The 21,156-nt window shown below is 34.5% G+C and carries 18 protein-coding genes, 1 tRNA gene and 1 pseudogene; 14 read left to right on the top strand and 6 right to left on the bottom strand.

The window, feature by feature from the left end:
- Positions 1 to 6 precede the first annotated feature (6 nt).
- From OOK84_RS03325 to rnc, 14 genes are all read left to right on the top strand, one after another.
- On the top strand, positions 7 to 1,299 hold the full coding sequence (locus OOK84_RS03325) for a hypothetical protein (RefSeq protein WP_264732525.1): 1,293 nt from the start codon (positions 7 to 9) through the stop codon (positions 1,297 to 1,299).
- A 116-nt stretch (positions 1,300 to 1,415) separates the two neighbouring features.
- Positions 1,416 to 2,705 carry a sugar phosphate nucleotidyltransferase gene (locus tag OOK84_RS03320; protein ID WP_264732523.1) on the top strand — a complete coding sequence of 430 codons (1,290 nt, stop codon included), beginning with the start codon at positions 1,416 to 1,418 and terminating at the stop codon, positions 2,703 to 2,705.
- A gap of 133 nt (positions 2,706 to 2,838) precedes the next feature.
- On the top strand, positions 2,839 to 4,068 hold the full coding sequence (locus OOK84_RS03315) for a lipoprotein-releasing ABC transporter permease subunit (RefSeq protein ID WP_264732521.1): 1,230 nt from the start codon (positions 2,839 to 2,841) through the stop codon (positions 4,066 to 4,068).
- Positions 4,061 to 4,792 carry a hypothetical protein gene (locus OOK84_RS03310; RefSeq protein WP_264732519.1) on the top strand — a complete coding sequence of 244 codons (732 nt, stop codon included), beginning with the start codon at positions 4,061 to 4,063 and terminating at the stop codon, positions 4,790 to 4,792. Before OOK84_RS03315 ends, OOK84_RS03310 begins: the two co-directional genes overlap by 8 nt.
- Positions 4,789 to 6,009 carry a heme biosynthesis protein HemY gene (locus OOK84_RS03305; protein WP_264732517.1) on the top strand — a complete coding sequence of 407 codons (1,221 nt, stop codon included), beginning with the start codon at positions 4,789 to 4,791 and terminating at the stop codon, positions 6,007 to 6,009. Before OOK84_RS03310 ends, OOK84_RS03305 begins: the two co-directional genes overlap by 4 nt.
- A 209-nt stretch (positions 6,010 to 6,218) precedes the next feature.
- A complete protein-coding gene (atpG, locus tag OOK84_RS03300) occupies positions 6,219 to 7,091 on the top strand; it encodes an ATP synthase F1 subunit gamma (RefSeq protein WP_264732515.1) in 873 nt (290 codons plus the stop codon).
- An 18-nt stretch (positions 7,092 to 7,109) separates the two neighbouring features.
- Positions 7,110 to 8,444, top strand: coding sequence for a TldD/PmbA family protein (locus OOK84_RS03295; RefSeq protein WP_264732513.1), 1,335 nt, complete (start codon positions 7,110 to 7,112; stop codon positions 8,442 to 8,444).
- Positions 8,445 to 8,618: 174 nt separating this feature from the next.
- Positions 8,619 to 8,870 carry a cold-shock protein gene (locus OOK84_RS03290; protein WP_064124857.1) on the top strand — a complete coding sequence of 84 codons (252 nt, stop codon included), beginning with the start codon at positions 8,619 to 8,621 and terminating at the stop codon, positions 8,868 to 8,870.
- A gap of 35 nt (positions 8,871 to 8,905) precedes the next feature.
- Positions 8,906 to 10,132: a DEAD/DEAH box helicase gene (locus tag OOK84_RS03285; protein ID WP_264732511.1), complete on the top strand. Its 1,227-nt coding sequence runs from the start codon at positions 8,906 to 8,908 to the stop codon at positions 10,130 to 10,132.
- A 204-nt stretch (positions 10,133 to 10,336) separates the two neighbouring features.
- Positions 10,337 to 12,643, top strand: a complete 2,307-nt coding sequence (locus OOK84_RS03280; protein ID WP_264732509.1) for an AAA family ATPase — start codon at positions 10,337 to 10,339, stop codon at positions 12,641 to 12,643.
- A gap of 64 nt (positions 12,644 to 12,707) precedes the next feature.
- A complete protein-coding gene (locus tag OOK84_RS03275) occupies positions 12,708 to 13,604 on the top strand; it encodes a class I fructose-bisphosphate aldolase (RefSeq protein ID WP_264732559.1) in 897 nt (298 codons plus the stop codon).
- A 5-nt stretch (positions 13,605 to 13,609) separates the two neighbouring features.
- A tRNA-Cys gene (locus OOK84_RS03270) sits at positions 13,610 to 13,681 on the top strand.
- 669 nt (positions 13,682 to 14,350) lie between these two features.
- Positions 14,351 to 15,418 (top strand): quinone-dependent dihydroorotate dehydrogenase, encoded by a 1,068-nt coding sequence (locus OOK84_RS03265; protein ID WP_264732507.1) that lies wholly within the window; start codon positions 14,351 to 14,353, stop codon positions 15,416 to 15,418.
- Between the two features lie 90 nt (positions 15,419 to 15,508).
- Complete coding sequence (gene rnc / locus OOK84_RS03260) at positions 15,509 to 16,207, top strand: ribonuclease III (protein ID WP_253309845.1); 699 nt, start codon at positions 15,509 to 15,511, stop codon at positions 16,205 to 16,207.
- Between the two features lie 33 nt (positions 16,208 to 16,240).
- Here the strand turns inward: rnc and OOK84_RS06690 are convergent.
- From OOK84_RS06690 to OOK84_RS03230, 6 genes and pseudogenes are all read right to left on the bottom strand, one after another.
- Positions 16,241 to 16,568, bottom strand: a pseudogene (locus tag OOK84_RS06690) (transposase family protein); the annotation flags it as partial.
- Positions 16,569 to 16,710: 142 nt separating this feature from the next.
- Positions 16,711 to 17,253 carry a hypothetical protein gene (locus tag OOK84_RS03250; protein WP_264732503.1) on the bottom strand — a complete coding sequence of 181 codons (543 nt, stop codon included), beginning with the start codon at positions 17,251 to 17,253 and terminating at the stop codon, positions 16,711 to 16,713.
- A 109-nt stretch (positions 17,254 to 17,362) separates the two neighbouring features.
- The gene (locus tag OOK84_RS03245) at positions 17,363 to 17,893 is read right to left on the bottom strand and encodes a phospholipase D family nuclease (RefSeq protein ID WP_264732501.1); all 531 of its coding nucleotides are present in this window, start codon (positions 17,891 to 17,893) and stop codon (positions 17,363 to 17,365) included.
- Between the two features lie 43 nt (positions 17,894 to 17,936).
- Entirely contained in the window at positions 17,937 to 19,424 is a 1,488-nt protein-coding gene (locus OOK84_RS03240) for a UbiD family decarboxylase (RefSeq protein ID WP_264732499.1), read from the bottom strand.
- An 18-nt stretch (positions 19,425 to 19,442) separates the two neighbouring features.
- On the bottom strand, positions 19,443 to 20,912 hold the full coding sequence (locus tag OOK84_RS03235; protein ID WP_264732497.1) for an AAA family ATPase: 1,470 nt from the start codon (positions 20,910 to 20,912) through the stop codon (positions 19,443 to 19,445).
- Positions 20,890 to 21,126: a hypothetical protein gene (locus OOK84_RS03230; RefSeq protein WP_264732495.1), complete on the bottom strand. Its 237-nt coding sequence runs from the start codon at positions 21,124 to 21,126 to the stop codon at positions 20,890 to 20,892. The genes OOK84_RS03235 and OOK84_RS03230 overlap by 23 nt, the downstream gene beginning before the upstream one ends.
- Between the last annotated feature and the right edge of the window lie 30 nt (positions 21,127 to 21,156).

Genomic DNA, 21,156 nt, shown 5'->3' with positions numbered 1-21,156 from the left:
AGCAATATGTTAGAGACATTGAAAAAGTGGGGAATAGACCTTACGCTAAAGGTGAAGGATCTATTTAGTTCATCTGAGTCTCAAGTTTATGTCAAAGACCTTAGAAAGGTAATGACGTATGATGGAAGGAAATGCCAGTATCCAAAAAATTATGATCAAATTGTACAGTCTGCTAAAATCATAGAAAACAAGGATATGCGTGGAAATGCTATACTGGATAAAGATAAAAATCCAACCTATAAACTTTTGTATGGTCAAAAAGATGAGAATGGAGAACAACCAAGTTTTAGATTATCTTTAGTTACCAAAGCTAATGATAGATCTTATTTTACTATCAATTATATAGACAATCAGGGTAAGCAAATTCCTATAGATTGGTTAGATAAGTCATACTTTGAGCCATTAGGCTTTTCGAGAATGGATTTGAAAAAACACGTGCCAATTTTTGAAGCTGAAAAAACTAAGGATCCTCAATATCCGTTTGAATTAACTAACTCTTCTGTGCTAACTAAAAAGGTAAAAAATAAAGAAGGTAAAGTTCAGGAAGTTGTTGATGAAAAAGGAAGAAATGGAGAATTATTATATACTAGTGATTACAAGAAGCTAAGCACCCATTTTTCAGAAATTAGAGATCAGAATAGTAATCTAGAGCTAGATAAAAGTCTTATATCTGTTCCTATCGTTTTTGCTACAAGCTTGGCTAAAGTTTGTACTAAATTGTTGACTTCTCTTCCTATAAAGTTAGGGGAGCATTTAATAAGCAAACAAAACCCAATTGCAAAGTCTTTTGGCTATCTTTTGTTCACCCCTGCAGCGGCAGTAAAAAATTCAGTAAATATGGTAGCTACCATACTTAAGGCTCCAATTTTATTGTTTGTAGCAGATAAGAAAAAGTATGGTGATGCTTACTTAACTATGTGGAAACACCAATTGAAAGGATGTTGGGAAGAAGCAAAAAGTGACTTTAATGTTATTAAAGGTGGAGAAAGGCTAAAGCCGGAGCAAAAGGATCATAAGCCACTTAGTATAGTGGGCACATGGGATGAGCTTGACGCTAGAAGGCCAGGTATTGAAAAAGACTTAAAAAAGGCGCTGAATAAAAGTAGTGAAAGTATAGATAAATCTAGAGAACCAGGTGTTGAAAAAAGCTTAGAGGAGAAGTTGCAAAATGAAGACAATGAAAGGATACCTGGGTCTAAAAAAGCAACTATCGATCAGAGTACCACTTCTCATGTTGATAAAGTACTAAGCAAACGAAATTCATTGCAAGATGAAAGAATTCAATCATCTTCTCGCTAGTTAGCCATTACTCTGCTGAATATCTACTCTCTATCTTAACTATTCCACAACAAAAACTTGCGTGCATTTTACCCTCAGTATAAGATATTAATTATTTAATTAGTTTTCTTAACTAAATGCGCCCTGTAATATTGTGTGGTGGTAGCGGTAGCAGACTTTGGCCTTTATCTAAGCCAAAGCAATTTCAGAAAATATTTAGTCAGAATACTATGTTTCAGAACACTTTATTGAGGCTAAAAAGTGGTTATATGCCGCCCATAATCACCACAAATATACAGTATGAGTCGTTAGTGATGGAGGAATTACATGCATTACAGGAATATAAAGTGGTTTTCGAGCCAGTGAAAATTGGAACAGCAGCGGCGATATTAATTGCTGCACTTCTCTGCAATGAAAACGAGACAATGTTAATTCTGCCTTCAGACCATTTTATAGGTGATTTGAATAATTTTTATGCTTCTGCTCACAAAGCATCTCAGCTAGCTTCTGAAACTAACTCTATAGTTACGTTTGGAGTTAAGCCTCATGAATTCAATTCTGAATACGGCTATATAAATGCAGTTTATGATCAGAAAGAAAAATGTCATATAGTGAAAGATTTTACAGAAAAACCCGAGCGTAAGTTAAGCAACGATCATTACTGGAACTCTGGAATATTTGTGTTTAAAGCAAAACGCTACATAGATGAGATCAAAAAATCTGCCCCGAATCTTTACAATTTATGTTTTGCAAGTGTGAAACATTTCACACCGCAAGAGAGATTTCTGTATTTAAAACAACGAGATTTTGCAGGAATTGAAGGCGTCTCTATTGATTACTTGGTAATGGAAAAAGCAAAAAACGTTGCAATGATAGAAGCTAATTTCGATTGGCTGGATGTTGGAACTTGGAATTCAGTTTTAGAATTGAGTGAGAAGTTTACGTCGTCATTCCGACATGTAACAAAAAAAAGAGAGCCAGTTTCAACGACAGAAAGTAATAAAAATTTATTGGGTGGAGCTTATAAGCAACCAAACAAAAGCCTAATATCGTTTATTAATAAGGTTAAGAAAGCAAAAGCGATAAGAAGAGAAATCAAGCCATGGGGATTTTGTAGTATAATTTTAATAGGCGAAAATTTTCTTATAAAATATCTTTTTATAAATCCATTAAGCTGCACTTCTAAGCAATTCCATCACTATAGAGATGAACACCATATAGTACTATCGGGAGTTGGGTATGTTAGTTTAGGCGACAAAGAATATGCTATAGTAAAAGACCATATGATAGAAATCCCAAGGGAAGTTTCCCATAGGATTGAAAATAGAAGCACAAGCTCTCCACTTGAAATAGTTGAATTTCAGATAGGAGAGCATTTATCTGATAATGATATAGTGAGATTGGATGATGTATATGGAAGATTTTGAAATTCTAATGTTAAAGATACTCTATAAGTCTGCTAAATTTAAAGGAGTAAAAATATCTAGTTTTCAAATAAAGAAAAGTCTACAATTATACGAAGTTTCAAGAATATAATGTTTAACCTCAAAATATTTTGTAATGTCCATTGCCTTTGAAATTACTATGGCTGCTTGCTATTTGCGAGCGAAAAATGCCAGATTTTGCTCTATAATGACTTTGTTCTCTATTATCGGCATTGCCCTTGGAGTTGCAACACTAATAGTGGTGATGTCTGTGATGAACGGATTCAGAGCAAAGTTGCTTGACTCAATACTTGGCATTGATGGCCATATTAATGTTTATTTTGATAGGAACATAAATTCAGATTACTGCACAGTTTCGAAATCTATTGAGAAAATTCCTGGTATATTAAAAGCTACTCCTATGACCAATGATCAAGTTATTATTGTAGCAAATGGTAAAATTGCAGGTAGCGTAGTGCGAGGTGTGTCAACTAAAGATTTGCTTGATAGTACTACCATTACAAATAATGTAATTATAGGTGATGTAAAAAAATTTGATGAAGGGATAATAATAGGAGCACGATTGGCAGAAGCTTTGAACGTTGACTATGGCGACAAAATTACGTTTATATCATCTGAAGAATTTGATGCATTACTTGGTGAAATGCCGCGAATGAAAAAATATAAAGTTATAGCAATATTTGATATGGGTATGTTTGAGTATGATAATACCTTGATATATATGCCTCTAAAATCAGCACAAGCCTTTTTTAATTATGAAAATAGCATAAAAAATATAGAAGTACTTGTAGACGACGTTACTAGAGCTGATAAGCTGGCAGATGCTATAGAAAAAGAAATAGGAATGAAAGCTGAAAGTTGGCAATCACAGCAAAGCCATTATTTTAGTGCTTTAAAAACTGAAAGAAATGTGATGTTTTTAATTCTTACTTTGATTATAGTTGTAGCAGCGTTTAATATTATCTCAAATTTAATGATGATAGTGCAAGAAAAGAAATCCGCGATTGCAATTATGCGTACATTTGGTGCAACAAGTGGAAGCATTATGCGCATATTTTGTGCTTGCGGTCTATTAATCGGTTTTACGGGAACTTGTCTTGGCTGTATTATAGGTGTCGTTTTTTCTCTCAATATCGAAAGTATTAGAGTGTTTTTAGAAAACATTACTAACGTCAAGCTGTTTGATCCTATGATATACTTTTTTTCAAGTTTACCGGTGATATTAGTCCCTCAAGATGTAGTAAGTATTTCTGCACTTGCGTTACTCTTATCATTTTTAGCGACAATTGCTCCTGCATTGCAGGCAGCTGCACAAGATCCTGCGGAGATACTACGTTATGAATGATACTCAGCAAAAGTACATAGGTTGGTTCTTAATTGTATTGTTATTTACCGGTTACATCACAATAAATAACATAATCTTTTTTAAAATAAGTCAGCAAGAAAGCGAAGACAATATAAATGTTTTAACGGAAAAAATAGATGAATTCAGAATGTCACTTGAAGTTAATCAATCCAGGGTAGAAAAAAAGATATTTGACTTAAAGAGAGGTCTGCACACTCAATGTAAGCAAGGTGATGGTAGCTCAAGGTATAAGAACCTCGCAAGATTGCTGCTACTTGTAGTTAAAATGAAGAATTCGTTATTGCGAGAAGCAAAATTTGATAATCATATAAATTCAATAAAGCCTTTGATATCAGAGCTTGATGATCCAGAGATAGAAAATGCAGTAAATGAATTGGAAAGTTTGAAAGAGGTAGATACTTTACGTGAGTTGAAGTTATCTTTTGAGAAGACCATTGCTGTTATTAACTACAATAAAAGTACATTGTCTAAAAAAATCATTTCAAACTGGATTAGAATACAAGATAAAAATGACCCATTAAGGGCAAAATTTGCAGAAATTGAGGAGTCAATAAACGATAATGATTGGCAAAATATAACTGTTACAGTAAGCAATTTAACGCATTCAGAATTCAAGCCATGGCTGAATAAATTGAATGGTTTTATTGTAGCTTCTAAGAATATTTCAACAATATATCATCACTTATTACAATATATCTCATGATTTATTTTATAATTTTCGCTCTTTCGTTTTTATTTGGCATATGGGTCAAGGTAAGTGGTGAAGTAATAAAATTGGAATTAGGCAATTACACTATAAGTATTGATCTATATTTCATTATTTTTACTTGTGTAGTTTTATTATTTTTATTAATTACACTTGTACGCTTTTTTTCCTCCATTTTATCAACATTTGCCAACATAAGAAATAGAAGAAGGGATAGGGAAGAATTGCTTCTCTTTGAAGCTTTCTTTAGCATAGACTTAAACAATATAGAGAATGCCCAAAAGGTAGTTAAAAGTCTAAATGAGAAGAGCGATAGGTTGTCTTTAATAAAGCTCTTTAACTCAGGTAAGACGGGAAATTACAGCTTTTTCAGTAACGGTTTAACAAATATTGCAAATAAAAATCGTAACTTAGCTCTACTTCTGGCCAATAAGCTGATTGTTCACCTCAAACAAGAAAAAGTAGTCTTTCAAAAATTTATAGAATATTGCTCTAGTTCAATTAATGATAAAATGCTATCTATTCCCTTTCAAATAGAACATTGCATATTGAAAGAAGATTGGATTAATGCAATTTTGAAGTTGAGGGAAGCAGTTAAGTTCAATATTTTTCTTCCCTTTGACCATAAAGAAATGTTTGCAGTTTTTTATTGTGCTTTGGCAAAACAATATGAAAGTAAAGGGGATTTTAAAGGGTCTATAAAGTCTTTACTCAGAGCACAAAGTTATTATGCAACTTTTCGGCCCATTAATTATTTAAAGGCAGAATTATATATTAAACTTGGAAAAATCAGAAAAGCTTCTGCAGTGCTAGAGGCAGAATATGCAGTAAATCCTACTCCTCAGTCAGCTAAAATGTACATCAATTTAAATAGTAAAGGTGCTGAAAGACTATACAACTTACGCCCTGATTATTATTTTAGTTACTGTTTACTTGCTTTGTCCTCAATGAGTTCAGGTAAATATGATCTTGCAAGTCAATATTTAGACACTGCTATGAAAAAGGCTAATTACATGTCAATCTACTTTATTGTAATACAACTTAAGGTTACATTGCAAGAACACGACAAGGTAATTTATTGGCTAAACAAGATGGGCTCAGAAGCTTTGCCTGATCCGGGCTGGAAGTGTAAAAATTGTAACAGAGAACTAAAGCAATGGGATCATAAATGTTCAAATTGCAATAGTTTTAATTGCGTTTATTATATATTATAAGGTTCCACAAAGTGTGATGATAATAATATATGGGAAATTACCATCAAAGACCTCTATTGAACAATTTTTGGAGTAGATCTCTTAATATAACCCTTATTTCAAAATAATAAACCTGCAAGTTTTTTAGTTAGACTTGGTTCTAATGTCAAAAAAACTTGCTTTTAGACACTAACAATTATATATTTTAATAAATCAGGGTTGTATACAAAATGAAGAGCTTAAAGGAATTATCCTTAAGAATTAAGAATATTAGGTCTGTACAGAAAACCACGAAAATAATGCAAATGGTTTCTGCAGCAAAGTTATTACAAAGCCAAAAGAAATTATCAAATTCAAAATTATATATATCTAAGCTGCATAGCATTATTTCTTCATTAATGCTATCAGTTGATCAAAAACTACTGGCAAAAATTCTAAATATCAGTAATGACGGTTCTTACCTAGTATTCATTGTTGCGTCTGATCGTGGCTTGTGCGGCAACTTTAACTCTTCTATTGTCAAATTTAGTCAAGAGCGTGTAAATAAGTCAATCGCAAATGGCAAAAAAGTAGATATTGTATTTCTTGGTAAAAAAGCTTTTGATGTAGGTAAAAATAGGTTTGACTCTAAAAGTATCTTAAAAATTGAAAATAGTAAGGGGATCACGTTAAAGCACGTAGAAGCTTTGGTTGATGGTATAGATTTAAGTAAATACGATAAAGTTAAAGTTTTTTATAGTAAATTCTATAATACCTTCACGCAAAAACCAATGTTGGAAACAATAAAACCATGGAGTGAAGGCTCATCCTTGATTGACAACTCTCTGGCTGGTCCAACAACAGATTACGGCTATGAGTATGAACCACAAAATATTGAATTTATTTTAAAATCTTTGGTTCAAGATTACGTTGTAATTGCTCTTTACTCTGCTTTGCTTGAAAGTGCAACAAGTGAGAATAGTTCTAGGATGGTTGCTATGGAATCAGCAAACAGAAACACTAAAGAGATGCTGAACAAACTAGCATTGCTTTATAATCGTTCTCGTCAAGCAGCAATTACAACTGATTTAATTGAAGTTATAGGTGGTGCAGAGTCTTTATAAAAATCTAAGGAATAGAAAATGAATATATTAAATATTGCAGCAGATATCACTAAATTAATAAAAAAGCAGAATCAAGATGCGGAAGTTACAATATATGAAACTAATAAGACTTCAGTTTCTCAGCGTCTATCAAAAATTGAGCAAATATCACAATCTAAAAATTGCACTGTAGGAATCAGAGCTATAGCAGGTAAAAACAAAGCTGCGTATATTTCTACAAACGATTTGAATAATCTTAGTGATACGGTAAGCCAAGTGGTAGAAATGGCAAAGAATGCGCCAGAAGATCCTTGCATTAATTTTGCTGTAAATGGTAGTAATTATATCTCTTCTGCAGATTTAAGTATCTCAGATAATAATGTTGTAACCGTTGATAACCTAAAAGAAATTGCTGAAGCTGCAGAAAATTCAGCCCTTGCACATAAGAGTATCACTAATTCTGAAGGAGCCTCTTCTTCATACGCTTTAGTGAATACAGTATTATCGACTGTTTCTGGTTTTATTGGCTCGTTTAGTAAATCAACCTTTGCTAATCAGGTCTCTGTTGTTGCTGGAAGAGAAAGTGAAATGAAGGTTGGTTACGATTATGATATAGCATGTAATTTTAGTGATTTAAAGTTGCCAGAGTTAATGGGAAAAGAAGCAGCAAAAAGAGCAGTTGATCAATTGAATTCACGTACAATTAAAACTGGTAAATTTCCAGTTATTTTTGAAAAAAGAGCAGCAAAAGGGCTAGTAAAAAGTTTTGCTTCTGCTATAAATGGGAGCAGTATTATAAGCAACAGTTCTTTCTTGAGGGGTAGTTTAAACGCTCAGATTTTCAACGATAGAATTAATATTATCGATGATCCATTGTTGCCAAGAGGCATAGCATCGAGACCATTTGATGGAGAAGGGATAACTAGCAAGAAAAATATATTTGTAAAAAACGGAATATTACAAAATTGGATTTTAGACTTATACTCGGCTAGAAAATTATACTCAGAAACAACCGGAAGTGCAACTCGTGCAAGTAATGCTGCAGTTATTCCTGCAGCTAGTAACCTCTACATTGAGAATGGTAATGTATCGTTTGAAGAATTAATTCAGGAAGTGAAAGAGGGAATATATGTAACTGATTTATTTGGTTTTGGTGTTAATTTAATCAATGGCGATTACAGCCAAGGCGCTTCCGGATTTTTTATAGAAAATGGAAAAATAACGTATCCAATACATGAGATTACCATTGCTAGCAATTTAAAGGATATGTTTAGCAATTTAGTCGTTGCAGATGATCTAACTTTTTGTGGGCAATTTAATTCACCAACGATTAAAGTTAGCGAAATGACGGTTGCAGGTTCGCTTAACGATTAAAAAATTTATTTGCATTAAGTACAACAATTGTGTATTATTGTCATGTAATGTTAAGAATAGACTATGGAGTATAAAGGTTTAGTTTCAATAGCTAAGCTTAAAGCATTCTCAATCGTAATTTCAAAGTTTTTCATCACATTAGTAATGTTAATTAATAATTTAGGAGTTGTTTAAATGGAATTTGGTAATGTAAAATGGTTTAATGCCGAAAAAGGCTATGGTTTCATCAAGCCAGAAGGTAAAGGGGGTGACGTTTTTGTACATATTAGCACGTTGGAACGTTCAGGAATAAGGCCTGAGACACTTAAAGGAGAGAATAAAGAGAAGGGGATAAAAGGAGAAAGGGTGAGTTATGAGGTTAAAGAGGAGCGTGGTAGAAACGGAGAAGATAAAAAATCTGCAATAAATTTAAGATTGGAAGATTAATCTATTATGAAGTCTTTTAATAGGGTTAACGTATTGTGAATAATTTTTATGAGATGGGTCTCCCAGCTTCGCTTACACAAGCTCTAGATAAAAATAATCTTTTCGTCCCAACTCCGATTCAAATACAAGCGATTCCCTTAGCGCTACAAGGTAAAGATATTCTTGGGTCTGCTCAAACGGGAACTGGAAAAACTTTGGCATTTGCTATTCCGTTGGTTGCTAAGTTGCTGAATGAGCCTAACACTGGTTCAGCTTTAGTCATCGTGCCAACCAGGGAGCTTGCGCATCAGGTAACAAATGAGATAAGAAAACTCTTATTTCAAAATTCTGCACTAAGGGTCGCTTTATTGATTGGTGGTGAGCCTATTTTTAGGCAGCTAAATCAGCTTCAGAAAAAACCACAAATTGTAATAGGTACTCCTGGTCGTATTATAGACCATATTGAGCGTAAAACTTTGATTACTCGCAATGTTAGCGTTCTTGTGCTTGATGAAACGGATCGTATGTTTGATATGGGCTTTGGAATTCAAATTGAAGGGATCATGAAATATCTGCCAAAAATACGGCAGACTCTTATGTTTTCTGCAACTCTTCCTAGTGATATAGTTAAACTTACTGAGAAGTACCTTAATCGACCAGAACGTATTTCTGTTGATTGTGAGATTACAACTTCTGTAAAAATTAAGCAAGAGATTGTTTATGCATCAGAATCAGAAAAATATGAAAAGCTTGTTACACAACTATGTCAGCGCGAAGGATCAATCATTATCTTTGTCAAAACAAAGCAAGGAGCGGATCAGCTAGCTAGCAGATTGCACAAAGATGACTATAGCGCTTTAGCAATTCATGGTGATTTAAGGCAGCACAAGCGCGAAAGGGTCATTAATTCTTTTCGTCGTGGCCGCAATCAAATCATGGTTGCAACAGATGTTGCTTCTCGCGGCCTTGATATTCCCCACATTCAACATGTTATCAATTATGATGCACCACAATCGCAAGCTGACTATATTCATCGTATAGGCAGAACTGCACGTGCTGGAGCTGAAGGGCATGCGCTATCTTTTGTTACACCTCAAGATAAGAGAAGACTGCCTGCATTGGCAGACAAAGAAGGAGAGCCAAATTTTGATTGTAGTGTGCAATTTAAAAAACGTAATAGCAAAAAGGTCTTTAAAAGGCCAAGTACGTTAAAGACTAAATACGGTAGAAAAAAGATCAATGCATTTAAGAAGAAAAGCAGAGTACTAGAAAAAGCATATTAAATAGGATTTACCTACAACTTGATAAGCGTAAAACTCGTCATTCCGCTACTCATTAGCGGAATCTATGTTGAGATATCGCGGTGCTATGACGTAGATCCAGAGTGGGGATTCAAATTGGCTACAGCGAACTGCTGGATTTCAATTTTTTTAATAATTGTGTGCTATTCATTATATATGAGTTCCCACTTTTAAAGAGAATAGGAGATGATTTCCAAAAACTTAGAGGCAAGTTTGAATAGAGCGCTACTCATTGCTTCTAATTTTAATCTAAAATATGCGAAAGTAGAACATTTATTGCTGGCGTTAACTAAAGACGTGGATGTAAATTACGTTTTATCAAGATGTAATATCAGAGCCGATGAAATCATCAATATGGATAACATTCTATCAAGATGCAATATTAAGGCTAATGATTATAATAATAATATAAAAGGGTTTTTACAAAGCAGTTCTGAATTGATTATCAGTGGAGTTAAACCTAGCTCAATGTTTCAATGCATAATACACAGAGCAATAATACGGGCTCATAGCTTGGGAAAAAAAGAAATAAATGGAGCAAGTGTTCTAGTAGAAATTTTGTCTGGGCAAGATTTATACGTTGAAGATCTATTGCAGAAACAAAGTGTGAAAGATTCCAATTTGATTTACCATATATCTAATATGAAATACTTGAGCGATATAGATGAATACACCACCAATCATAAAGTAAAACTTGATAAAAATAATGACGCTCCTACTACAGTAAATAAAGGTGAGCTACTAAAAGATGAGGAAATTCTACAAAGTTATTGTAAAAATTTAAATGACTATGCGAGAAGCAAAAAAATAGATTATGTTATTGGTCGTGATTATGAATTAAATCGCACTATAGAAATATTATTGAGGCGTAGAAAAAACAACCCTTTATATGTTGGAGACCCAGGTGTTGGCAAAACAACAATAGTTGAGGGTTTGGTACTCAAGATCATTGAAGGCAGTGTTCCGAGTGCGCTCAGGTCCAGTATAATTTATGCTTTGGATTTAGGATCACTCCTTGCAGGGACACGCTACAGAGGTGATTTTGAAGAGAGAATAAAATCTATAATAAAAGCGATTGAGGTAAAACCAGGTGCTATCCTTTTTATTGACGAAATACACACTATCATTGGAGCAGGTTCTACAAGTGGTAGCTTTCTTGATGCAGGTAACCTACTCAAACCTGCGCTTGCAAGAGGTACACTACGTTGTATAGGTGCAACTACATATAGAGAGTACAGCACTAGTTTTGAAAAAGATAAAGCACTAGCAAGAAGGTTTCAAAAAATTAATGTTAAAGAATCTTCTGTTAATGAAACGATAAAGATACTAGATGGCATAAAGCACTACTATGAAGGGTATCATGGAGTATATTATACAAAGAATGCCATTAGGTCTGCGGCTGAACTTTCGCATAAGTATATTACTGGGCGAATATTACCTGATAAAGCGGTTGATGTTATTGATGAGGCAGGGGCATATTGTAAATTGCTAAGAAACAGGGGTAAAATTGTAAATAGTAGAGATATTAAGAATACCATTACTAGAATTACAAATGTGCCTTGCGGATCTGAATCTGATGATTTGCAGAAAGTAAAGTCTTTAAAAGCTAATCTAGAAAAGGTGATTTTTGGCCAAGAGCAGGCAATAGAATCTCTTGTTAATTCTATTAAAATTGCTAAATCTGGGTTGAGAAATTACAATAAGCCTTTAGCAAATTATCTTTTTGCAGGGCCAACCGGTGTTGGTAAAACCGAGCTAGCAAAACAATTAGCAGAAAGCATGGGCATGAATCTTATACGCTTTGATATGTCCGAATATATTGAATCTCATACGATATCAAGGATGATTGGTTCTCCTCCTGGATATGTAGGTTATGATCAGGGTGGATTACTCACAGAGTCTGTATCTAACAATCAATATAGTGTTGTGCTGCTTGATGAAATTGAAAAGGCCCATAGCGATATCTATAATATATTGCTACAAATTATGGATTATGGTTGTGTTACAGACACTTACGGACGTAAAGTTAACTTTTCCAATATAATTTTAATTATGACAACTAATGCAGGAGCAGTTGAACGCAGCAAAAGTTTTGTTGGCTTTGGGCATAAAAATTTTAACATTGGTGATAGCGAAAAAGCAATAGAACAGGTTTTTAGCCCTGAATTTCGTAATCGTCTTGATGCGATTATTTCTTTTTCTGACTTAAGTACGGATGTGATTTTGCATATTGTGGATAAATTTGTCCTAGAACTGAAAAAGCAACTGACGCAAAAAGGCATAAACTGCTTGGTAGAGGATGAAGTGAAATCTTATCTTGTACAAATGGGTTATAGTAAGGAAATGGGAGCACGTCCGATAGAGAGACTTATTGAAAAAGAGATAAAAAGTTACTTAGCGGAAGAAATACTGAATCGTAAATTAATAAAAGGAAAGAAATTAAGAATCTATATGAATAAAGTAGAAAATAAAATTGCTTTTAATATAGTTTAAAATCCTTGTATTGAACTTCATCTTTGTTACAATTTATAACTTAAATTTAATTTGAATTATAGTGATAAGTGATAAAGTAAAACAAGTCCTAAGCTACTACGAAAGTGAAAACCCCGGGGTAAAAGCAAATCTTACTCGTATTCTCATGCATGGAAAGCTTGGCGGTACTGGCAAGTTAGTGATTCTGCCCGTAGATCAAGGATTTGAGCACGGGCCAATAAAAAGCTTTGAAGTTAACCCTGATGCTTATGACCCACATTATCATTTTCAGCTTGCAGTTGATTCGGGAGTAAGTGCATATGCTGCTCCACTTGGTATGATTGAAGCTGGTGCTTCAACTTATGCTGGAATGCTCCCACTTATTTTGAAACTTAATAGTTCCAACTCCTTACATTCAAAAAATCTGACTTCTGATCAAGCAATAACCTCTTCTGTGAAAGATGCACTGCGTTTGGGCTGCTTGGCTGTTGGATTTACTATATATCCTGGTTCTGCTAAGTGTTTTGATATGATGGAAGAAACCCGTGAAATCGTAGCTGAAGCCAAATCTTATGGGCTTGCAGTAGTGCTATGGTCTTATCCACGTGGTGAAGGAATTTCCAAAGAAGGTGAAACAGCAGTTGATGTTATTGCCTATGCTGCGCACATAGCAGCTTTACTTGGCGCTAATATAATCAAAGTAAAACTTCCAACTAAATATTTGGAAAGGGAGAAAATAGAAACAGAAAATATTGAATCATTATCTAAAAGAATTGAATATGTTAAAAGATCTTGTTTTGCAGGGAAAAGAATAGTAGTTTTTTCTGGTGGCGAATCGAAATCAGTGAATGACATATGCAATGAAGCGAAAGAAATTAAGCAGGGTGGTGGTAATGGTTCAATCATTGGACGTAACACTTTTCAACGCAAAAGGGAGGAAGCTTTATCTATGCTAAAAGATATAATGGATATCTACACATAAAAAATGGCTGGGTGGCAGAATGGCTTATGCGGAGGACTGCAAATCCTTTTATACCGGTTCAATTCCGGTCCCGGCCTCTTTCATTTTCTATATCTTGTAAAAGTTGCTCAATTCAACAGTAGCTTTAAGTGTGTAACCTATAGAGAAAGCTTATCCATTATTTATTCATAAGTAAAATCAATAGACTTCTTGCATAACCCAAACTAAGTAGAAAAAAGGTGTCATCCCAGTGCCCTGACTACTTGGATCCAGAAAACTTAACTTTAAATAAGTGGCTGCATAATAAAGACTAGATTCCAGCGTCACGCGCTGGAATGAGACCATTTTCAGTCTCTTAAATTGCTTTAGCTACAAACATTAAGAAATTTACCAAATAAAAAAAAAGGCAAAGAAATCCCGTAGTGCGAGTTTTGACTCTATATTACTGTAATTGGCGCTGTAATAATGTGCTGACGCTTAGTTTAAGCGCGATTTGGCTGAATGTAGAAAAAATAAAAAAGACATGCAGCCGCTATAATTTTATGTAATCCGCCAAAAAATACCCTGAGTTTTTTACTGAATTTTGTCATTGAGCCTGCAGGTCAAAAACAAGTTTTGAGTCATAAATACCCTTATTGTCATAATAAGGGGGCTGGCGAAGCTTGTCAAGTAAGTTTTTTGTTTCTATTTCCAATAAAAGTTCGTTATATGGTTATGCAAGAAGTCTAATTTCTTTTCAAGTTATGGTTATACTCTTATAGCGTTTCATGGTAAAAAATAAACTAAAAATAAGCAAAGTGTTTTACAAAATGATATTACGTAATTTATTGTTTTTACTGCCGCCTGAAGTTGCTCACTCTTTGGCAATCATGGCATTAAAGAAAATACCTTATAAGAATCCTATAGAGCTACCAGAATCTTTGAGTGTGAATTTTTTTGGTAATAAGCTCAGAAGCCCCGTGGGCCTGGCTGCAGGTTTTGACAAGAATGCAGAAGTTATAAGGCCTATGCTTTCATTTGGTTTTGGGTTTATTGAAACTGGTACTGTAACTCGTAATCCACAATATGGAAACAAAAAACCAAGAATTTTTCGGTTAATTAAAGATCAAGGGGTAATTAACAGATTGGGATTTAACAATAAAGGAATAGACTATTTTCTTAAACAAATAGATGAAACCAAGCTTGATGACTGCATTTTTGGCATAAATATAGGAAAAAATAGTGCATCGAAAGACCAAATTAGTGATTATGTTGATTTAATAAAGATGGTATATGGAAAAAGCAATTATATAGTGCTGAACATCTCGTCTCCAAACACGCCTAATTTACGCAATCTGCACAATAAGCAAGAATTATCGAAATTGTTGAAATCCATAACTCTAACCCGGAAATCAATTGATAATTCCGCAATAATATTAAAAATCTCACCAGATATAGATCAGCAAACGAAAGAAAATATCGCTGAGCTTGCGTTGGAATATAAGATTGACGGATTAACAGTAAGCAACACTACGGTGAGTAGAGATAATCTGCATTCCCACCACAACGAAAGTGGCGGATTGAGTGGCAAACCACTGTTCAAACTTTCAACCGAGTTATTGGGCGATATGTACAAATTTACTAAGGGCAAAATATTATTGATAGGGTGCGGAGGAATCTCAAGTGGTGCTGATGCATATAAAAAAATAAAGGCAGGAGCCTCTTTGGTGCAGTTGTACACTGCTCTCATATACCACGGACCTCAAGTTGTAAACAAAATTAATCTAGAACTTGCAGAACTAATAAGGAGAGATGGATTTAGTAACATTAGTGAGGTGGTGGGTTGTATACATTAATTTTGGAAGTTGGTGGTATTATTTTAATAAAATAAGACTAATTCTCTGGTATAAAGGTGGTAGAAAGTGCTTTTCTTTTAAATAATGGGTATGAAGAGTTTGAATGATGCAATATCTAAGATCATTGATTATAAATTTACAAATTATGCAATATTAGAAGAGGCACTAACTCACCCAAGCGTAAATAAAAGGAATAGCAAAAACCAGATTGTAAGCTACGAAAGACTAGAGTTTTTGGGCGATAGTGTTTTGAATATGGTCGTATCTGCCATACTGTTTAAACTATTTCCTGAAGAAAAAGAAGGAGCATTGGCAAAAAGAAAGACGGATTTAGTTTGTGGCAACACCATTGCTAATGTTGCTAAAGAAATAAAATTAGGCAGCTTTATCATCATGAATAATAGTGAACGCTGCAATGGAGGGAGATGTAATCTAAAAAATTTAGAAAACTCGCTTGAAGCACTAATAGGTGCAATTTATATTGATGGCGGACTTGAAAATGTTGAAAAATTTATTACCCAATATTGGGAAAAGCTAGCTAAAAGCATGCTTGACCCCCCTCAAGATCCTAAAACCTCACTGCAAGAGTGGACTCAGAAAAACAAATTGCCTTTACCAGAGTATGAGCTTGTAAAACAAACTGGACCAGCACACAATCCTGAATTTACTATATCAGTTTGCATAGAAGATTATGGTAAAGTTTCTGCATGTGCTTCTAGTAAAAAGATTGCTGAACAAAAAGCTGCTGAGTTGATGCTAGAAAAAATTGGAAAAGACGCTTCAGTTTAGGCAAAATAGGCATTAATAGACTTCTTTCAAAATTCATATAAGGAGCTCAAAATTTTGGATAGCAGCAATCAAATTAAATCTTAAACCAAAACGTTTTCGTCGGTTTCTATGTCTATCGGAAATGATTTTAAACCTTTTCAATTACGTTTTCAACTATTGCCCTTTGGATCATAAGTGTTCTGTTCTCTTTTTTTTGTTCTTTGCTTAACGGATTCTTTTTCGTTTTCCTGTGCGGTAATACAACATTTTTGTGTATCTTCTGCATTTCCCTGTAGCCGGCATCAGCTAAGATTTTAGTTTGTGGCAATACTGCTACCTTTGATTTTCTAAACATCCGAAAATCATGTTTTCTACCATTCGCTCAAATGTTGCTTTTTTTACCCCTGTTAAACGTCAAAACTTTTCTCCTTCTAACTTTTTTATTTCCTTATATTTCATGCTTTCAAATACTTGATCTTACACTCCCTCTAACAATTTTGAAAGAAGTCTAGTGAATGGTCACGTTAAAACATGTTTTTAAATTTTTGCCAAAATCCTGGTTTATTATCATTAACCTTTGTAAATGTTATATTTAAACTGTATTTCGGATCATTTGGCACGTCGTATTTTATGCTAAATGTTGAAACTTTATCGTTATTGTAAATATGTACATCATCATATGATAGCTTTGTTGTGTAACACTTTACATGCTTTTGCTTATCATACACTAAATCACCTGACTCCCTTTCTAGTTCCACAAATTTCGTTTTTTTCTGACATTCCTTCATTTTTATTAAATCCTTATCTAGTGATATTGAAACTGGCAACGTATTTCCAGCATATTCTTTAGCTAAAAGTTCACTTTGAGGATACATTTTTATTTCCCTGCCAAAATGTGAGTCTATGAAATTATTACTCCAAAATTTATTGCCAGAATGCACGTACTCATCAGTAGCATAAGGCACCCCACCATAACTGCATTGAACTTTGTAATCTCCAACACCGTTGTTTTGAAAAAAATCATGAATGGCAGTGTAGCTACCGGCAGCATCATTTATATAATTCATTACTTTATTCCTTAAACTTTTAGTTCATTATATCATAATCATTATGCCAATCAATCAAAAAAGCTCTCTCTTGCTGTTTTTAGAACTGATTTTAAGCAAGCGCTCTCGATTAGTTGGGAGCGTATTTATAAGATTGTGACATTCGTGCCTCCCAGTTTTTCACATACTGCTGAATCAATTCAGGATAATCTGTAATAATTAATAAATTTTCAGCATTTCCTTTTTTAGCTTTCTTACTAAGGTTAAATGACCCTGTGATGACTTTTTGATTGTCAACAATCATTATCTTATTATGAGCAATCTTTGGCTTATCATCGATCCAAATTGGTACTCCACCTGAAAATAATTCATTTATAACACTATATTTTGAGTAGAGTTGCGATTTATCTAAGATGACTTTAACATCAACACCGCGTTCTTTAGCATTAATCAAAGATTTTGCAACTGTTCCAAGAGTAAATGTATATTCTTGAACTAAGATAGATTTTTTAGACTGATCTATTACGCTGATTATCGGTACAGCACAATCTTCTCCAGGTGAAAAGCAAACCGTAGCTTTTGGGCAGGGCGAAAATATAAAACCCGCATAGTAATACAGAGAAAAACACATTAACAAGAATAAAAAGTGAAAAAGCCTCACAACAACCCACCCCCGGATATACGGCGATAGGCTACATCATAATTTAATCACCTGTCAATCCATATTCTTCCCACTTCTCCGTGACTTTTCTTACTATTTCCTCACTCATTTTAATTTTCTCTCCCCATTCTCGTTTGGTTTCAGGCGGGATTTTATTTGTTGCATCAAATCCCATCTTACCTCCCAGGCCACTTTCAGGGGAAGCAAAGTCTAAATAATCAATAGGTGTATTTTCTATCATGATTGTATCACGCACAGGGTCCATTCTCGTTGATATTGCCCACATCACTTCCTTCCAATCACGTACATTTATATCATCATCAACAACGATAATAAACTTCGTGTATAAAAATTGCTTTAGAAAGGAAAGTATGCCCATAACAATTCTTTTTGCCTGCCCTGGATAAGACTTTTTTATCGATATCACCGCTATTCTATATGAACAACCTTCTGGTGGTAGATAAAAATCCACTATCTCTGGAAATTGATTGATAAGAATGGGCACAAAGATTTCGTTGAGCGCTTCACCAAGAATTGATGGTTCATCAGGTGGCTTGCCAGTGAAAGTGCTGAGATAAATTGGATTTTTGCGCATAGTAATTGCAGTAATATTAAATTCTGGAAATTGCTCAACAGAATTATAGTAGCCGGTGTGATCTCCGTATGGCCCTTCATCTTGATATCTATCCAAACTTACATAGCCTTCCAGAACAATCTCTGCATGAGCTGGCACTTGAAGCGGAATAGTCTTACAATTTACAAGCTCAAGCGGTTTTTTGCGCAGCAACCCAGCAAATTGGTATTCTGACAATGTTTCTGGCACTGGAGTTACCGCAGCAATAATTGTTGCAGGATCACTACCGATCACAGCAGCAGCAGGAAATTTCATATTTTGTTCCTTCTCTTTCCATCGTTTGTGGTGACCTGCACCACCACGATGTGCAAGCCAGCGCATTAGAGTCGTTTTTTTATCTATAACCTGCATACGATATATTCCAAGATTGAAATTATCTTGCTTGTCTTCCGTTGGGCCTTTTGTCACCACAATTGGCCAGGTGATAAGTGGTGCAGGTTCATTTGGCCAGCATGTTTGAATAGGTAGCAAACTAAGATCCACCTCATCCCCAGTTAGCACCACTTCTTGACATGGAGCCTTGCTCACAACTTTACTTCGCATCGACAATACAACTTTTAGTAAAGGAAACATTTTCACGGCATCTTTGAAGTTTTTTGGTGGCTCAGGTGATCGCAAAAATGCTAAAAGTTTACCAAGATCTCTTAGTTCACCAGGGTTTATGTTCAACCCCAATGCAATCCTCTTAATAGTACCAAATAAATTCACCAAAACAGGGATCGAGCTTTTACCATTCTCTTTAACAACATTCTCAAAAATTATAGCTGGCCCTTTGTTTGACAAAACCCTACGGTGAATTTCTGTCATTTCAAGAACTGTTGAAACTTCCTCCTTAATCCTAATCAGATCTTTTTTTTCTTCTAAGGCTTTAATGAAGTCGCGTAAGTTGGTGTACATATTAAAATTTAAAATAACTTAAAACAAGTCTTCTAGTGTAATCACATGATGTATCGTATCTTTTAGATATTGGTTCTCAGAAACTCCATTTGCAGCAATTAACACCCAGAATATTTGCTTCTTTGATTTCGTTTTTTCTCTATAAATTGCTTCTTTTCTTTTTAATTGTTCGACAAATTCCTTTGTTAATGTATAAGGTTTATCACTATATTTTATCTCACAGAGCATTACACATCCATCTTCTCGATCGAAAACTAGATCTATTTGAGCACCAGACTCTTTACTGTATTTTTCTGGTTGATATTGCCAATCTCCACATATAACTGCTATATGCTCTATATCTAATTTTTTTCTAATTACATTGGCATGTTTAAAACACACTGCTTCAAATGTTTGCCCTGTCCATGTTTGCCAAGCTGGTTTCTTTATTGCTAACTCCCAATAGTGAGCATCACTTATTATTGCCCTTTTTGTTACTTCCTTAAACGGCTCAATCCACGTTAGATAAAATAATACATATTCGTCCATTACCCTGTAATATACTCCTCTCTTTCCCTTGTTCAATGGTAAAAAACCACCAATAAATCCTGCTTCTTCTAAACTCCTTAATTTAGCAGTTAAGCGACCACCCTCAGTGATTTTAGTCGCTTTTATAAGTTCTTTTCTGCTTATCCCTTTTGGCTTTTTTGCAATCGCACGAATGATATTTAGATATGTCTCTGGCTCTTCATACAAGGAGTGAAACAACATATCAAATTCATCAAATAACAAACCACCCTTCTGAAAACAGATCATATTAATGTTTTGTGCTGCTGATAATCCTTTACTTACTTCCTTAAGGTAATGTGGTATTCCTCCAATAGCCATATAGATCTGTAATATCTGCTGGTGATTAAGGTTGATTCCTAAATATCTTAGATACTCTTTAGTTTCACGTAAGTTAAAAGGCTGCAAAGGTATCCTTGCGGTAATGCGGTTATGCAACCCCCCTTTGGTATAAATTATATTTTCCAACATCCAAGAAGCTGCTGAACCACATACAACCAAGATAAGCTTCTTTCGGTTTGTCCAATGTATATTCCAAAAATATTCTAACGTTTCTAGAAAACGAGACTTTCTTGTAGCTAACCATGGAAGTTCATCAAAAAATAAGACAATGTGTTCATTCTCATGTGTGTTATCAATAGCAAGTGTTAATTGTTGTAATGCATCCAGCCACACTTCAGGCAAAGCCATTTTTGCACCTTTATAAAAAGTATTTGATAACGACTGTGTAAAAATTGCAAGTTGTTCCTGCATAGTACCATTATTAAGACCTGTTTGTTCAAATAAAACATCGGCATGTTTACTGAAAAATTGTTTTATTAGGTACGTCTTACCCACACGACGCCGACCATACACTGCAATAAACTCAGCAAATGGGGAAAAGAGAAGCTTACTTTCTAGAATGGCTATCTCCTTTTCTCTACCAATTATTGGTTCGCTCATATAATTTACCGCCGCATTTGTTAGCATTATACACGGCGGTTATAAGATGATCAACTTTTTTTACCGCCATGTTTACAGTTGTTATACGCGGCGGTAAAAGATAGAGCATCTCATAATTGGCTATTCTGGCGATGGTTTGGTCATTTGCATCACCAAGTCTTCTGATGAGCTTTTCAGTAATGTGCTTGAGTTCCATTGTACGTAAAGTTTGCATTTGAGGCAAAACTGGTTATAAAATACACTT

It is taken from the genome of Wolbachia endosymbiont (group A) of Sphaerophoria taeniata (assembly GCF_947250735.1).
Lineage (GTDB): Bacteria > Pseudomonadota > Alphaproteobacteria > Rickettsiales > Anaplasmataceae > Wolbachia.
The sequence above is the reverse complement of the archived record's forward strand: the minus strand, read 5'-3'. Positions and strand labels throughout refer to the sequence as shown.

Excerpts from the sequence above, each read along its gene's own strand:
- OOK84_RS03265 (WP_264732507.1), top strand. The coding sequence starts at position 14,351 with ATGGTAAAAAATAAACTAAAAATAAGCAAAGTGTTTTACAAAATGATA.
- OOK84_RS03320 (WP_264732523.1), top strand. The coding sequence starts at position 1,416 with ATGCGCCCTGTAATATTGTGTGGTGGTAGCGGTAGCAGACTTTGGCCT.
- OOK84_RS03305 (WP_264732517.1), top strand. The coding sequence starts at position 4,789 with ATGATTTATTTTATAATTTTCGCTCTTTCGTTTTTATTTGGCATATGG.
- OOK84_RS03235 (WP_264732497.1), bottom strand. The coding sequence starts at position 20,912 with ATGAGCGAACCAATAATTGGTAGAGAAAAGGAGATAGCCATTCTAGAA.
- OOK84_RS03310 (WP_264732519.1), top strand. The coding sequence starts at position 4,061 with ATGAATGATACTCAGCAAAAGTACATAGGTTGGTTCTTAATTGTATTG.
- OOK84_RS03315 (WP_264732521.1), top strand. The coding sequence starts at position 2,839 with ATGTCCATTGCCTTTGAAATTACTATGGCTGCTTGCTATTTGCGAGCG.
- OOK84_RS03290 (WP_064124857.1), top strand. The coding sequence starts at position 8,619 with ATGGAATTTGGTAATGTAAAATGGTTTAATGCCGAAAAAGGCTATGGT.
- OOK84_RS03295 (WP_264732513.1), top strand. The coding sequence starts at position 7,110 with ATGAATATATTAAATATTGCAGCAGATATCACTAAATTAATAAAAAAG.
- OOK84_RS03250 (WP_264732503.1), bottom strand. The coding sequence starts at position 17,253 with ATGAATTATATAAATGATGCTGCCGGTAGCTACACTGCCATTCATGAT.
- OOK84_RS03230 (WP_264732495.1), bottom strand. The coding sequence starts at position 21,126 with ATGCAAACTTTACGTACAATGGAACTCAAGCACATTACTGAAAAGCTC.
- rnc (WP_253309845.1), top strand. The coding sequence starts at position 15,509 with ATGAAGAGTTTGAATGATGCAATATCTAAGATCATTGATTATAAATTT.
- atpG (WP_264732515.1), top strand. The coding sequence starts at position 6,219 with ATGAAGAGCTTAAAGGAATTATCCTTAAGAATTAAGAATATTAGGTCT.
- OOK84_RS03325 (WP_264732525.1), top strand. The coding sequence starts at position 7 with ATGTTAGAGACATTGAAAAAGTGGGGAATAGACCTTACGCTAAAGGTG.
- OOK84_RS03280 (WP_264732509.1), top strand. The coding sequence starts at position 10,337 with ATGATTTCCAAAAACTTAGAGGCAAGTTTGAATAGAGCGCTACTCATT.
- OOK84_RS03240 (WP_264732499.1), bottom strand. The coding sequence starts at position 19,424 with ATGTACACCAACTTACGCGACTTCATTAAAGCCTTAGAAGAAAAAAAA.